Origin of the sequence: Effusibacillus consociatus, from assembly GCF_042652925.1 — a bacterium.
Lineage (GTDB): Bacteria > Bacillota > Bacilli > Tumebacillales > Effusibacillaceae > Effusibacillus > Effusibacillus consociatus.
In genome coordinates this window covers 69441-83829 of the sequence record NZ_JBHSHC010000033.1, presented here as the reverse complement: position 1 = coordinate 83829, position 14389 = coordinate 69441, and the positions used below count along the sequence as shown (strand labels likewise).

The window sequence follows — 14389 nt, the reverse complement described above, 5'->3', positions numbered from 1 at the left end:
TTTTATTCGTCAACGCTTCTTCGTTCGTCCTATCTTCCGAACGATCCTTCCCCAAAGTTGTCGGAATTCCCCGACTTCTCGTGTTTTTGCTTGTTTGTTTCCGTAACGAATCCTTTCAAAGATACGGGTTAACGAGATCCATTCGCTGCCCTTATACCCCTTCAGAGCGAGCTCATCGCCAAATTCTCTGAACGTCGCATCTGGTTCCCGCTGCCACCCTAAACGCTGCAGGGCTTTCAATAATCTTTCAATCGCCAGTACAATAATCGAACTGTGATCCGGGCCTCTTCCCAATGAGCGGCGCAGATAGAACACGACCATGATACGCCTGCGGAAAATCCATCCGACCGCCAGTACCGTCCCGAGTACCAATAAAAAGATCTTCCCAATTCGTTCCCAATCTATCTCATAGGATACGTCCACACTGTTGTCTTCCTCTTTTGGCGTATTGTTCCTCTGATTCTGTTCCTTCTGTTCGGTTTCCGTATTCGGAGTGTCGACAGGAAGAACTTCCATTACTACAGGCTGGGAAAAAGAGGCTGTCGGCTCAAACGGAAGCCAACCGGTTCCCGGGATATATACTTCCGCCCAGGAATGGGCATTTCGATTGCGTACGATATACTTCTTCTTGTCATTCGATGAATCGAAGGAGGAATCCGACTCCCCTTCCGTAAATCCTTTTACCCACCTCGCAGGCAGCCCGGCAGCCCGGGCCAGAACAACCATCGAAGAAGAGAAATGATCGCAATATCCCTGCTTGCTTTCAAACAAAAACTGGTCGACAAAATCCTGATTCGGCCCCGGGAAAGGAACCTGTTCCACTTCGTACTTGTAATTATATCTTAGATACTCTTCAATTGCTTTCGCTTTCTCATAATCGGTTGCCTTTCCGTTTGCAATTTGAAAAGCCAATTCCCTGATTCGCGGCGGCAAGGAAGAGGGCAGTTCGAGAAACATCGCTCTTAATTTAGAATCCATAGGATCGTTTTTCTGCATCTGCTGTTCCCGTTTCTTGACACCTTCCGGATCATAATAAGGGACTTGCGATACCACTTTATAGGCGTTTCCTTTGGTAAGCTGCCCGCCCCACTTCCATCCTTGCGGTTGGAAATAACGAAGAGAGAATCTCTCTGCTGCAGAGGGAGTCGAGTTCTCCTGCACGTTCATCGGCTGGTATTGCCCAAATATCGCATCATACACTCCGTTTTGGACTTCGATTTGTTGTTCGACCGTTTTCGTCTTGATGCTTGGCAGAATACCATACCACTGAGCATACTTTTCCAAGGCGATTTTCTGCTGGACATTTTCCGCCAATGTAAAATTGCTTCCGGCCATAGACCAGCCTCTGCCCGTATAATGCACTTTTGACTCGCCCCGATAATAGCCGGGCTCATTGGTGATCACTGTAAAAGCAACCGTATCATCCGTTACATAGGGTCCGCCGAGCGCACTGTCATCCGATCCGTACCCGATTTTCTTCGGACCGTTCGCCATCTCTCCCGCCGCTTTCCCCTGGAGGAAGGCGACCGGATCGGGCCAGGCAGGAGGATATTTGGGAGCCGCAATCCCTGTTCCGACAGCGGTTAACGTGATTACCAGCGTCCAGAGAACCCATTTGACGGGCCAACCTCGCAACCGTGCCGGGATTCGGGCCCATTTTTCCAATTCCGGGAGCTGGGATAAGGAAAGCAGAACAAACCCCAGTAAGAAGTAGCGCACCACATAGCCGGATGCATCCGGAGGAAAGAATGTATCGATCACTCCGATTACCACTTCACCGACGAACAACAGAATAAACAACCATATCCGACTTTGCATTGCATTCCGATAGACGGATGCGGTCAGCCAGAGAAAAAGCAGGAATAAGAATGTTTGCGAAATGTCCGGAATTTCCATGAATCTCTTCTCGGCTGCCAATGATACCGCGTTTAGAGCCGCCAGCAGCACATCGATTATCCAATCGGGATGCCAAATTTTATCACCCGAGTAGTAGAAATAATACATGATGGAGAAGAGGGAAGCCAGCTTAAGTGCGATTTTTACGGAATGCAAAGGGATCAGCAGATCAAATAGCAACAGCATCCCGACAAATAGATAAAACCCGTTCATGTCCGGCACCCCGCCCGCTTGCCCTAGCGGGGAGAGCAATTGATAAAGCCAGCCGAACAAAACGGCTGTCAGCAGGAAGTCCCTCGTCCATGTTCCCGTGATCCATTTAGTTGTATGCTGCATGAACCACCGGCCCCCTTACCGCTTCATCCAATTCCTGTTCGCTTGCCACAAAATAAACATGTACGCCAAATATCGCCAATTTTGCGATTTGCTGCCGTTCCTCGGGTGTAATGGAAGCCGAACTCTTCAACAGGAAAAATTCGGTTTTGATTTTGCGATATTCCAGTAAACTGACCAGTTTTACAATTTCCTCATTGAGCATCGGCGTGATCATCACTATAGTTGAACCGCGTGACAGATAACTGATTTCTCTCAGAACGATTTCCTTAAAAGACAGATCCAAATCCGGCTGTACCAATGTCAGATGTTCCAGAATTTTTATAAAATGCTCCTGACTGCGCGATACCGGAAGAATCATTTTTTCCTGTCCGCAGGACACGAGGCCCACAGAATATTTCTTTTCCATCCCATAGCGGATCAAAGACGCGGTAGTGGTCACCGCCATTTCAAAAATGGGTCCGCCTCCAGCGCCATAATCTTGTCTGCTGCGATTGAAGAAAAACATCAGTTCGTTTGTCACGTGCAGCTCGAATTCCTTTGATTTCAAAGCGCCGGTCCGGGCGGTGGCCCGCCAATGAATGCGGGATAACCGGTCCCCCGGCGCATAATCTCTCACGCCCAGGACGTTAGTGGTATCCTCTGCTATTCGATTCTGGGCAAAAGACATCCCGGTGTTAAACTGATTCACCGTGTGCCAGTACCGTATCGGAACAATTCGTGGATATACGGTAATCTTCTCATCACGGCGGTGGACAATTTCTTTTCGGTAAAAACCGAAGATATCCCCAGTGCGGAGGATCGTGTCGCGCATTGAATATTTCCCCCGCTGCAAATCCGGAATTGTATATTTCATCCGAATCCGCTTGTCAAAACCAGGGAAGAACATACGCCTGTTCGCCGTTCCCCGAATTACCAGCTTGTGAGGGATAAGATCTTCAACCACCAGCCATGCCAACGGCCACCTGCTTTTCGATCGGATATCCAAATCCACTTCGAGTGTCGAACCTGCCGTCAATTTCGTCGACGACACCCTTCGTTCGGTTGTTAGATGGCGTCCCGCATAGTATTTTGTCAGAAACACATACAAAGCGATTGTTGACGCAGCAAAGAGCAGAAACCAGGAGGCATATCCCCCCTGAAATTGGGCGTATGAAAAAGCGGAAGCAAGAATCACTGTCCAGAGTATGACCGTGCCTGCAGATCTGAACACTTACTGTCTCTCCCTGTCTCTTGAGATCGGAACCGGAACGTTACGCATGACTTCTCGCAGTACATGCTCTACGGAAGTACCCGACAACCGGGCTTCCCCTTTAAGAATGATACGGTGTCCAAATGTTACCGGTATCAATTGCTTGATATCATCCGGCACCACATAGTCCCGCCCAAGAATAAAGGCGAGGGACATCGACGCTTTCAACAATGCAAGCGAACCACGGGGTGACACGCCCAGATACACATCGCGATGTTCTCTCGTGGCAGTCGCAACTTTCACCATGTACTCTCGCAAACTTTGCTCAACGTAAACTTTCCGTACGTCTTTTTGCAGTTCCTGCAAGGTTTCCAGGTCTATTACTTGCTGCAGATTTTCAATTGGGTGCCCCTTTTCCTGCCGGGATAAGATATCGATTTCATCTTTCATGTCCGGGTAGCCGAGGCTGATTTTGATCAGAAAACGATCCAATTGGGCTTCCGGCAAAGGAAAGGTTCCTTCGTATTCGATCGGATTCTGAGTGGCCATCACCATAAAAGGCTTCGGGAGCACATACGTAACCCCGTCGACCGTGAGGTTCCCTTCTTCCATCGCTTCCAGCAGCGCGGATTGGGTTTTCGGCGAGGTGCGGTTGATTTCGTCCGCCAGCACGACATTGGCCATAATTGGACCGGGACGGAATTCAAATTCTTGCGTTTTCTGATTGTAGATCGATACCCCGGTTACATCAGAGGGGAGAAGATCGGGTGTAAACTGGATGCGCTTAAATGAACACCCGAGGGATTTCGCGAGGGAGCGTACCAGCATGGTCTTCCCCACTCCCGGTACGTCTTCCAACAGGACATGTCCACCGCTTAACAAAGCCACCAAACATAAACGAACGGCATCCGATTTGCCGACAATCACTTTTTCCACACTCGCCACGACCTGCTGCATCCCTGCATGTGGTTGATCGTAGTTCGTATCCACCAGTTGTTGTTCGCCAGTTACTTTCATTCTGCCAGATCCTCCCGTCATTCACTTAGAACCTATCATTATTCAAGTTCGATAATCAAAAGTAAGAAACCTTCTCTTATTGAAAAAATTTACCATGTGCAGATTCTAGTACATCTAGTATAAGCCTACCATTCTTCACACAAACTCGCATTCGGGAAAAATTGGCCAAACGCAAAAACACCCTTATGCATTAGACATACATAAGGGTGTTTGGTTACAGCCTGTCGATTTTTATAAGTATCCATTGGGATTCACATAATTCATTCGACCGTTACTGATTCCGTTGGCAACGGCAAAGTGCAGGTGCGGACCGGTCGACTGACCGTCGCTTCCGATTGCTGCAATTGTCTGCCCACGCTTTACCTGTTGTCCGACAGATACATAGATTCCGTTTCCGTACATATGACCATATACGCTCATGATACCGCCTGCGTGTTCGATCACTACCCAGTGTCCGAATCCGGACGCGCGGCCGGCAAACCGCACAATACCGTCGTCAACCGCGACAATCGGTGTTCCAACAGGACCAGCAATGTCAATACCGGCGTGCATTGTTCCCCAACGCTCTCCATAGCCGGACGTAACGACCCGTGAGGAAGGAACAGGCCAAGCCCATTTACCGGAGCTGGTAATCTTATCTTTGCCGTACTGAGCAGCAACCTGTGCTGCAATCTGCTCTTCGATCGCTTGCATTTCTTTCTGTTCTTTCGCAGCCTCTGCCTCTGTAATCTTGCGTTCTTTCTGAACCTCTGCAAGAATCGCCTTCTGCTCGGCTTTCATTTTATCCTGCTCGGCCCTTGCGGCAACCATCGCCTGCTGTCGCACCCTGCGCATCTCTTGCTCATGCTTGAGATTTGCCTGAATCTGGTCGAGCTTGTTCTTTTCTTCCTTGATTCCTTCCACCAGACGCTTGTCCTGATTCACAACAAGCGACAATGTGCTCATGCGGTCGACGAAATCGCTGAAGTCTGTTGATTCGAAGAGAACTTCCAAATAGGATACGTCCCCTTGTTCATACATTACCCGCAAGCGCTGTTTCAGCAGATCTTTACGGGCTTCCAGCTTCTCCTGCGTCTTCTGAATTTCGATTTCCATCTGGCGAATCTTCTCCGCTCCGGCATTGATCTCCGCCTGAATCCCGCTGATTTGCTGCTCGATTTCAGCAATCTGCTGCTCGATGGCAGACAGTTTCTTTTGCAGATCCTTCTCTTCACCACGGAGCTTTTTAATTTCTTTCAAGCGTTCATTATATTGTTGTCGAATTTCCTCGAGTCTTTTCTGGTCAGATTCGATGCTGGCCTGTGCCGTCGTAAAAAGAGGCGTCATCAACATGGCGCCTGCGAGCATACCGGCCAACAGTTTTTTTGAAGCCTTGAAAGCCATGTCCGTTCTCCTTTCTATCGATTCCTCATCGCCTCGAAAGTCGATTCCAGTAGAAAGCTTTTGCGTCATCCATAATTATTCGACGCCGTTCGTGCATTTCCTGTCACCTTTTGAAGTTTTTTCGCAAAAAAGTCATGTTTTTCACGAAAAATAGGGGTTTCCTACCGAAAACTGGCGTTATATAGCACAAAAAAGCGCCCTTTCGAAGGAAAAGGCGCCTTGCTTCCTGTTGTCCCATCCGTAATCAGTCACCGCTAAAACCCCGTAAAAACGCATCCGCTTCCCGATCATAGCAAAATTCACAAAGGTTCAACTTCAATAAGACACTGTATGTAATTCTGGTGTTTGGCAGGCTGCATTTATCGCACAGGGCAATTTCAAGATTTGGACTGTCGGACATTTGCTTCACCACCATCAAATGATTCAGCACTTTGCGGAAACTATATTCCTTTTGTACTCTTACTTATTCTTGCCCTTTTTTCTGCTGCCTGATTCCATGTTTTACCGAGCGCAAAAACAAAAGGGATCGGTTCTCACCGACCCCTTAGGTCTCTTACATCATATCCATGCCGCCCATGCCGCCCGGCATAGCAGGTCCTTTATCCTTTTCCGGCTTGTCGGCAACGATTGCTTCCGTAGTGAGGAACATAGCTGCTACGGATGCAGCGTTTTGCAGAGCGGAACGGGTAACTTTTGCAGGGTCTACGATACCTGCTTCAATCATGTCTACCCATTCACCTGTTGCCGCGTTGAAGCCGATGCCAACTTTTTCTGTCTTCAGGCGCTCAACAACTACTGCACCTTCGAGACCTGCGTTGTCAGCGATTTGACGAACCGGTGCTTCCAACGCCTTGCGAACAAGGTTTACACCTGTCAATTCGTCGCCTTCCGCGTTTACATTGTCGAGAGCGCGGATTACGTTTACAAGTGCCGTACCGCCACCTGCAACGATTCCTTCTTCAACAGCTGCCCGAGTTGCGTTCAATGCATCTTCAATGCGGAGCTTCTTCTCTTTCAATTCGGTTTCGGTAGCAGCTCCAACTTTGATTACCGCTACGCCGCCAGCCAGCTTCGCAAGACGCTCTTGCAGCTTTTCTTTATCGAATTCGGAAGTGGTTTCTTCCAATTGAACTTTGATTTGCTTAACGCGACCGTCGATGTCCTCTTTGTTGCCCGCACCGTCAACGATGATCGTGTTTTCCTTGGATACACGAACCTGACGGGCGCGACCGAGTTGATCGATAGTTGTGCTCTTCAGTTCGAGACCGATCTCTTCGGAAATCACTTGACCACCGGTGAGAACCGCGATGTCTCCGAGCATTGCCTTGCGGCGATCACCGAAGCCAGGAGCTTTCACAGCAACTGCAGTGAAGGTTCCGCGCAGTTTGTTCACAACGAGAGTTGCGAGTGCTTCGCCTTCAACATCTTCCGCAATCAGCAAGAGTGGACGACCGGATTGAACAACACGCTCAAGCACCGGAAGGATCTCTTGAATGTTGCCGATTTTCTTATCGGTGATCAAGATGTACGGCTCGTCAAGAACAGCTTCCATCTTGTCAGCGTCGGTTACCATGTACGGAGAAATGTAACCGCGATCGAATTGCATCCCTTCAACAACTTCGAGCTCGGTGGTGAATCCTTTGGATTCTTCAACAGTGATTACACCGTCTTTTCCAACCTTCTCCATCGCATCTGCAATCAAGGAGCCGATTTCGTCGTCGCCTGCAGAGATTGCGGCTACTTGTGCAATGTTTTCACGGCCTTGAACCTGCTTGGAGATCGCTTTGATTTCTTCTACAGCTGCACGGACCGCTTTTTCAATCCCCTTGCGGAGAACCATCGGGTTTGCACCTGCAGTAACGTTCTTCAAGCCTTCACGAATGAGCGCTTGTGCAAGAACGGTAGCGGTAGTGGTACCGTCACCAGCTACGTCGTTGGTCTTGGTAGCTACTTCTTTTACCAACTGTGCACCCATATTTTCAAAAGAATCTTCGAGTTCGATTTCTTTTGCGATGGTTACACCGTCGTTAGTGATCAACGGAGAACCGAATTTCTTCTCAAGAACTACGTTACGGCCTTTCGGACCGAGAGTTACTTTCACCGCATCAGCAAGAGCGTCTACGCCGCGAAGCATCGCGCGACGAGCGTCTTCACGAAACTTAATCTCTTTTGCCACGTCAAATATCCTCCTCTAAAATATGGTTTTTGCCTCTAAGTATGGGCGTGCAATTATTTTTGAACTACAGCGAGTATGTCGTTTTCTCGGAGAATCAGGTATTCAACATTGTCGTATTTAACTTCGGTGCCGGCATACTTCGAGAAGATTACGCGGTCACCAACCTGTACATCCAGAGGAACACGCTTGCCTTCCTCATAACGGCCAGCACCTACTGCAACTACTTCGCCTTCTTGCGGCTTTTCCTTTGCAGTGTCCGGAAGTACGATTCCACTTGCAGTCTTCTCTTCACGCTCGACAGGTTTAATTACCACGCGATCACCGAGTGGTTTAATCATGAACTACCCCTCCTACTAAATATGCTGTAAGTATTTGTCGATCTCTGTTAGCACTCACCTCAATCGAGTGCTAACGACAATTCTTATGATATTCATTTCGATGTCCCTTTGCAAGACCTTCCAAGGAAAAATTTGAACTTTTTTATGTGATTTTTTTGTAAAGAATCCGATCAGCAAAAATTATACCGACCGTTCCTACTTTTTCAACGGTTTTCTTGTCCTTTTACACCCGTTTCCTGGGCCACAATCTATTGTATCCGTTCACTTTGGAAAAATACTCCTGTCCCTCAAATCTTTGCCCACATTTCAGGCGGGTTCAACTCGTAAATCCCATTCTCTCTATACATATAGTGATTGACGATGAATTCCCGTCGAATTGTTGCATAATCTTCATGGAACTGCTTGATAAATTCATTGATTTCCTGTTCCGTATATTTTCTTTTCTTTTCAAGACCTTTGAGCATATATTCAAACACGATCAGCTTCTTTTTCCGCTGGGCCGGGATTTGCTTGAGCTTACCATCCGGAGTATAGAAACTTTTGATCACTGCGGCTCTTTCTTGCTCAATCTTTTCATCCTCCCTGTCCACCCCCGACGATTCCTTCTTCAAGACTACGTCCACGATTCCTTCCGCATACCGTTTTAAAGCGGTCTCTTCCAAATGAAAATAGATCGTATTTTTGTCCCGACGCTCCTTTATCAGCCCGACTTCCCTCAGCTTTGTCACATGATGGGTAACGGTTGGCGGCGTGACCCCCAATTTCCCGGCGAGAGCCTGACCGTGTAACGGCCCCTTGGAAAGCAGTACCAGAATGCGAATCCGGGTGGGATCCGCCACTGCTTTATGAAAATTTACGAGTCGATCAAGCTGCACGATACTCACTCCCGTTTTGTTCTGTTCGATTGTTCCTTCGAATCAACACTGCGTAGAGGATCGAAAAAAGCAAAATCACGGATCCGCCAATGATTCCAAGCAATTGCGGCCCCAGAACAGGGATTAGGAACCCGGCGACCATCATGGACAGAGCCAGCAGAGAGGATCTGATTGTGTGAAACATGGAGAAGACTCTTCCTTGCACAAGATTGTCTGTGGAGGCTGCAATCAGTGTCATAATCGCCGAATTCCCTATCGCTCCTGCAAGCCCCGCTCCTATTAATGCTATATTAGCAAAAATGGGCGATGGGCTGGCGGCAAACAGGATATGAAATACGGCATCCACAAGAAACGCAATCCCTGCCGCCATTTGCAGCTTCCGCTTCTCGCCCGGAAAACACCTTCCGGCATCAGACTGTCAATAATCGTGCCAGCACCTATCGAAGCATAGGATACTCCTGCACCAGTGCTTCCCTGCCCGTGAACTTGATGAGCCATAACCGAAATCAGCACATTGATCGCACCACCGCCCGTGCACCATCCAAATTCCAGCAAAAACACATAAAGTACGGACTTGTTGGCGGTGACGGCACTGATTCCGGTCACAAACTCCGACCAAAAAGAGGGCCTGATATCTTGCTTCACCGCAGCCAGTCCCCCAACGAGCTGATAAGAGTCGCAAGAAACAAACGGCGAAACGGCCCATTTTCCCGCAGCAATTCCCATCCCCCAAATTTCTCCGTCATTCGCATGAAGAGACACCTTCTTCACCCGGAAATCAAACATATTCAACGATCATATAATTTTATATGTTTCTAATTAGATAGTAACCTAATCTGTTTCTCCCGTCAAGAATTCGCTGAAGAGTACAAACCGAATAGGACAATAAATACAAAAAGACAGGAGATTTCTCTCCTGCCGCTACACGAGAATTATTATTTACGCTCCAATCTCTCAATCACCTTTTCAAGCTCCATCTCCGCCATCGAATTGAGGCGCAGGTCATGCTCCCCAAACGTTAGTGTTGTGGTAACAAAGTTGGGTACGATCACACAGTGCATCCCTGCCCGCTTTGCCGCAATAGCCCCATTCGGAGAATCCTCAAACGCGATCGCTTCCTGCGGCTGCACCCCTAAACATTCACATGCTTTCAAATACAGGGCGGGATCCGGTTTCACGTGTTCCACATCATCGGCAGTCCGGATACATTCAAAGTAGTCGAGCAGGTTCAACTTCGTTAACCACCGGGTCACCCATGCCCGGTTGGAGCTTGATGCCAGGCCGATTTTCAAGCCCAATCGTTTGGCCGCGACCAAATAGTTCTCTACGCCGGGAAGCGCTGTTTCGTTCTCAACCCGCAGATCGAACATTTCTCTGCGTTGTTTCCCCAATACATCCCGGTCTACAGGCTTGCCGATGCATTGCTCCAGATAAGCGTACGCGTCGAAAAAATTCGCATGGGTGCCAACGCATTGTCCCCATACTTCGAGCGGCAGTTCCGCCCCATGTGATTTATAGATCTCCTCCAGCACTCGATACTCATGGGTTTCCGTATCAAAAATCAAGCCGTCAAAATCAAACACTATCGCCTTGATCAAGCCTGCCCCTCCTTTTTGAATGGGAAAACCGGCCTTTCCGACCGGTTTCCTCATTTTATCTGCTTGCTATGCGAGTCCGCTTTCCTGGAGTCGTTTCAAGCGTCTTTTATAAGAAATACGTGACAGAGTGACACCTATCTCATACAACAGAATCATCGGCAGCGTCGTGATAATATCGGACACCGGCTCCGGGGGAGATAAAACAACCCCGACCACAGTAAGGATGAAATACGCGTATTTGCGGTTTTTCGTGAGAAATTCCGGTGTCAGGAGCCCTAATCGAGTCAGGAACAAAACTACAATCGGCAGTTCAAAGATAAACCCGAACGGAAGCACAATATTGACCATAAAGGAAAAATAATTGGCCGCGCCTTGTACCATATCAAAACTTTCGGAGCCCAGCGCAACAAAGAAATTGTAGATCGTCGGGAAGATAAAGAAATACCCGAAGGCAATTCCGGCAAAGAAAACGAGTGAAATGACGGGAATAAAGGTAGCGGTGACCTTTCTCTCGAGCTCAGTCAAACCAGGGGCTACGAACTTCCAGACCTGGTAAAGCAGTACCGGAATTGTCAGCCCGATTGCTAAAACCCCTGCCACAATCATATAAATTCTCAACACTTCCGAGGGGCCAAACACGGTCATGTGCATCCCCGCGGGCATTCCACGCTGTAAAAAATCCAGAATATCGCGGACAAACGCAAACGATACAAACAGAAACACAACAAACGCCAGCAGCGTAATAATCAATCGTTTCCGCAGTTCCGCCAGATGGTCCACTAATTTTTGTTCTCTATCCATCGATCGCGCTCCTCCTATCTCAGAGCTAACGTTGCCAAGACCAATTCAATGAAACAATCTATCTCATTTCTATCATACACTCGGGCCGCTGAAGGGGCAAGAAACGGTGCCCCGTCAATCGTTGCCACGGCAACCACATTTTCTAACCTTTCGTTTTGAAAAATTGCCCCCCGCCGATCCGAGACCACGATTTTCGGAAGGTTCCCCTGTTTGTATCCCTCCACGATCACCAGATCAACACCTTCGAAACGCTTCAACATTTCTTCCAAAGTCGGGGGCTGTGCAGGCCACCCTTGTACAGCCCATTTGCCAGAGCTTGCAATCGCCACCACATCTGCCCCGGCCTGACGATGTTGAAACGTATCCGTTCCTTCATAATCGAGTTGGAAGTCGTGGGCATCGTGCTTTAATGTCCCTACCCGGTACCCCCGATTCTTCAGTTCCGACACAAGCTTGCAAACAAGCGTCGTTTTGCCCATGTTTTTATAACCGACAACCGCGAACGCCTTTACACTCACTCCTGCTCTCCTCCCGGCAGAGTGTTGTTTAATGCGGGGATTGGCATCTCAAGCAGGTAAGCCTCGACGAGATCCCCTTGTTTAACTTCTGTCCTCGCCAAGATGCGGATAAAGCCCTGAATTCCCGAAAGGGTCGACATGATACCGGCGCTTTGGCCATATGCCAATGGGTACGCGGCTGCCCGTCCTTCTTCGATTACAATCCTTGCCCGGAGGAAGCGGTCCATTCCAATCGTTTTCCATTCCGGTACATCCGCCAATACAACCTGCAAAGGCTTTGATAAAGGTTCCGAATACCCTGCCATCGCCCGGATTGCCCCTTGCAAAAACAAGACCGCGTTTACGTACCCTGCAGCCGGATTTCCCGATAAGCCAAATACCGGCTTCTCTACTACGGTCGCAAATGTAAAAGGGGTTCCCGGACGCATATTTACTTTCCAAAATTCCACCTGACCGCCCGCCTGCTGATAGGCCTCCCGCATTACATCATAATCTCCGACCGACACGCCGCCGGTAGTAACAAGAGCATCCACTACAGGCATCGCCATTTGAATCGCTTCAGCAACAGCATTGACTTCATCATCCACCTGCTCGAGAAGATAAGGAATCCCGCCCCAAGCTGAAATTAAGCCGGACAGCATATAGGAATTGCTGTTATAAATCTTCCCGGGGGCAAGGGGGTGTTCCAACCCAATCAGTTCCCGTCCGCTTGACAGGACTCCGATGATCGGTTTTCGGTATACAGTCACTTTCGAAACCCCGACCGTCGCAAGAAGGGCCATTTCAGCCGCTCCGATGACAGCCCCTTTTTCGAGAATCTTAGCCCCGGCTTGAATATCCTCCCCTTTGACAGAAATTGATTCACCTTCCCTCACAGGCAGAAGGACTGCAATGTGTTCCGCATCGGGAGAATGTTGTGCGTCTGTAATTTCGAAGCGGGCTACCGCATTCGCCCCTCTGGGAATCGGAGCCCCTGTCATAATTCGAATTGCCTCGCCCGGCATCAGGATATGGTCCGACACTTCACCTGCTCCGACTCTTCCCTGTACACGGAGTTTTACAGGATGTTCAGGCGTGGCGTGTTGTACGTCTTCTGCCCGAATCGCAAAGCCGTCCATCATCGAACGGTCAAAAGGCGGAACCGGTACACTTGCGTACATGTCTTCAGCGAGAACATAGTTAAATGCATCCTTCACGTGAATTTCAATGGAATTGACAGGCTTTACATAATCCATTATCGCCTGAATTGCTTCCTCAACGGAAAGTCCGACTCTCATCATTTGAGGAGACCTCCGTGTCCCAATTCGGCAATTTCCCGGCTTGTCACTTTATCCCCTGCGAGAATTCGCGGCAGGAACAAATCAAATGCGGTAATCTCTTCATAGATGACGGCCCCTGGCAGACCAAAAACCGGGACACCCTGAATGTAAGCCAGCATCATCATCGAACCGGGAAGCACCGGCATTCCGTACGACACAACCTCGGTGGCCAGTTCATGAATTGCGCCCGGAGTGCGGTCATCCGGATCAACAGACATTCCTCCGGTACAAATCACAAGTTCGGCTCCCTGGTTCAGAAATTCTTGGATCCCCGCCTGGATGTTTTCTTTTGTGTCCCCGACAATCTTTTGCCCCAGCACCTCCGCATCAAAAGGGGCAAGTTTCTCCCGGATCCGCGGCCCGAACTTGTCTTCCACACGACCGGTCAGAACTTCGCTTCCTGTGGTTACAATCCCCACCTTCATGCGGCGAAAAGGCAGAACGGCAATCACAGGGGCTGACATTCTCGCCAGCGTCTCAGCCTGTGTAATTTTCGTCTCCGCAATAATGAGCGGAATCGCCCGCATGGCTGCCACCGTATCGCCAGGTTTTGCCACAGTGTCCGTTTTCCTGGTCACAACCGCAAGCTCGCCGAGGGAATTGATCATCAGCAGGGCTTCCGTATCGATCTTTACCAAACCGTGAATTTCCGAAGTGAGAACCACTTTGCCCTCTGACGGTTCCGAAGCAGTCAAGTGGTCACCCATCAGCGCACGAGACAAGCGAATCGCCGCATCATCTTCATGCAGTTCGCCGGGCTGAAGCTCAAGAACATAGATATGCTCTTTCCCGATGTCCAACAGCATCGGGATATCCTCTTCCTGAATCACATGTCCTTTTTTAAAAATGCGCCCCTTAAACTCTCCCGGAACAATACGTGTCAAATCGTGAGCCAGCCGGAGTCCGACAGCATCACGGACGTGAACTTCTCTCATCTTTCTCA

General features: G+C 49.1%; 14 protein-coding genes. All 14 read right to left on the bottom strand.

From position 1 onward, the window contains the following. Nucleotides 1–9 precede the first annotated feature (9 nt). Nucleotides 10–2232 carry a DUF4129 domain-containing transglutaminase family protein gene (locus tag ACFO8Q_RS05850; RefSeq protein WP_380024790.1) on the bottom strand — a complete coding sequence of 741 codons (2223 nt, stop codon included), beginning with the start codon at nucleotides 2230–2232 and terminating at the stop codon, nucleotides 10–12. Continuing rightward, nucleotides 2216–3442 carry a DUF58 domain-containing protein gene (locus ACFO8Q_RS05845; protein WP_380024789.1) on the bottom strand — a complete coding sequence of 409 codons (1227 nt, stop codon included), beginning with the start codon at nucleotides 3440–3442 and terminating at the stop codon, nucleotides 2216–2218. The genes ACFO8Q_RS05850 and ACFO8Q_RS05845 overlap by 17 nt, the downstream gene beginning before the upstream one ends. Further along, entirely contained in the window at nucleotides 3443–4438 is a 996-nt protein-coding gene (locus tag ACFO8Q_RS05840; protein WP_380024788.1) for an AAA family ATPase, read from the bottom strand. It lies immediately after the preceding gene. A 231-nt stretch (nucleotides 4439–4669) separates the two neighbouring features. Continuing rightward, nucleotides 4670–5821 carry a murein hydrolase activator EnvC family protein gene (locus tag ACFO8Q_RS05835; protein ID WP_380024787.1) on the bottom strand — a complete coding sequence of 384 codons (1152 nt, stop codon included), beginning with the start codon at nucleotides 5819–5821 and terminating at the stop codon, nucleotides 4670–4672. Nucleotides 5822–6374: 553 nt separating this feature from the next. Then, nucleotides 6375–7997, bottom strand: a complete 1623-nt coding sequence (groL, locus tag ACFO8Q_RS05830) for a chaperonin GroEL (RefSeq protein ID WP_380024786.1) — start codon at nucleotides 7995–7997, stop codon at nucleotides 6375–6377. 53 nt (nucleotides 7998–8050) lie between these two features. Then, nucleotides 8051–8335 carry a co-chaperone GroES gene (groES, locus tag ACFO8Q_RS05825; RefSeq protein ID WP_380024785.1) on the bottom strand — a complete coding sequence of 95 codons (285 nt, stop codon included), beginning with the start codon at nucleotides 8333–8335 and terminating at the stop codon, nucleotides 8051–8053. A gap of 287 nt (nucleotides 8336–8622) precedes the next feature. After that, nucleotides 8623–9210, bottom strand: a complete 588-nt coding sequence (locus ACFO8Q_RS05820) for a DUF2087 domain-containing protein (protein WP_380024784.1) — start codon at nucleotides 9208–9210, stop codon at nucleotides 8623–8625. Further along, nucleotides 9200–9448 (bottom strand): hypothetical protein, encoded by a 249-nt coding sequence (locus ACFO8Q_RS05815; RefSeq protein ID WP_380024783.1) that lies wholly within the window; start codon nucleotides 9446–9448, stop codon nucleotides 9200–9202. The genes ACFO8Q_RS05820 and ACFO8Q_RS05815 overlap by 11 nt, the downstream gene beginning before the upstream one ends. A 47-nt stretch (nucleotides 9449–9495) precedes the next feature. After that, nucleotides 9496–9996: a hypothetical protein gene (locus tag ACFO8Q_RS05810; protein WP_380024782.1), complete on the bottom strand. Its 501-nt coding sequence runs from the start codon at nucleotides 9994–9996 to the stop codon at nucleotides 9496–9498. Between the two features lie 149 nt (nucleotides 9997–10145). Continuing rightward, entirely contained in the window at nucleotides 10146–10808 is a 663-nt protein-coding gene (locus ACFO8Q_RS05805) for an HAD family hydrolase (RefSeq protein WP_380024781.1), read from the bottom strand. Between the two features lie 66 nt (nucleotides 10809–10874). Beyond that, nucleotides 10875–11609 (bottom strand): twin-arginine translocase subunit TatC, encoded by a 735-nt coding sequence (tatC, locus tag ACFO8Q_RS05800; RefSeq protein WP_380024780.1) that lies wholly within the window; start codon nucleotides 11607–11609, stop codon nucleotides 10875–10877. Between the two features lie 14 nt (nucleotides 11610–11623). Then, a complete protein-coding gene (mobB, locus tag ACFO8Q_RS05795) occupies nucleotides 11624–12127 on the bottom strand; it encodes a molybdopterin-guanine dinucleotide biosynthesis protein B (RefSeq protein ID WP_380024779.1) in 504 nt (167 codons plus the stop codon). Beyond that, nucleotides 12124–13407: a molybdopterin molybdotransferase MoeA gene (locus tag ACFO8Q_RS05790; RefSeq protein WP_380024778.1), complete on the bottom strand. Its 1284-nt coding sequence runs from the start codon at nucleotides 13405–13407 to the stop codon at nucleotides 12124–12126. Before ACFO8Q_RS05790 ends, mobB begins: the two co-directional genes overlap by 4 nt. Then, entirely contained in the window at nucleotides 13404–14381 is a 978-nt protein-coding gene (locus tag ACFO8Q_RS05785) for a molybdopterin-binding protein (RefSeq protein WP_380024777.1), read from the bottom strand. The genes ACFO8Q_RS05790 and ACFO8Q_RS05785 overlap by 4 nt, the downstream gene beginning before the upstream one ends. Nucleotides 14382–14389: the final 8 nt, after the last annotated feature.

Excerpts from the sequence above, each read along its gene's own strand:
- ACFO8Q_RS05850 (WP_380024790.1), bottom strand. The coding sequence starts at position 2,232 with ATGCAGCATACAACTAAATGGATCACGGGAACATGGACGAGGGACTTC.
- ACFO8Q_RS05840 (WP_380024788.1), bottom strand. The coding sequence starts at position 4,438 with ATGAAAGTAACTGGCGAACAACAACTGGTGGATACGAACTACGATCAA.
- ACFO8Q_RS05835 (WP_380024787.1), bottom strand. The coding sequence starts at position 5,821 with ATGGCTTTCAAGGCTTCAAAAAAACTGTTGGCCGGTATGCTCGCAGGC.
- groES (WP_380024785.1), bottom strand. The coding sequence starts at position 8,335 with ATGATTAAACCACTCGGTGATCGCGTGGTAATTAAACCTGTCGAGCGT.
- ACFO8Q_RS05815 (WP_380024783.1), bottom strand. The coding sequence starts at position 9,448 with ATGACACTGATTGCAGCCTCCACAGACAATCTTGTGCAAGGAAGAGTC.
- ACFO8Q_RS05810 (WP_380024782.1), bottom strand. The coding sequence starts at position 9,996 with ATGTTTGATTTCCGGGTGAAGAAGGTGTCTCTTCATGCGAATGACGGA.
- tatC (WP_380024780.1), bottom strand. The coding sequence starts at position 11,609 with ATGGATAGAGAACAAAAATTAGTGGACCATCTGGCGGAACTGCGGAAA.
- ACFO8Q_RS05790 (WP_380024778.1), bottom strand. The coding sequence starts at position 13,407 with ATGATGAGAGTCGGACTTTCCGTTGAGGAAGCAATTCAGGCGATAATG.
- ACFO8Q_RS05785 (WP_380024777.1), bottom strand. The coding sequence starts at position 14,381 with ATGAGAGAAGTTCACGTCCGTGATGCTGTCGGACTCCGGCTGGCTCAC.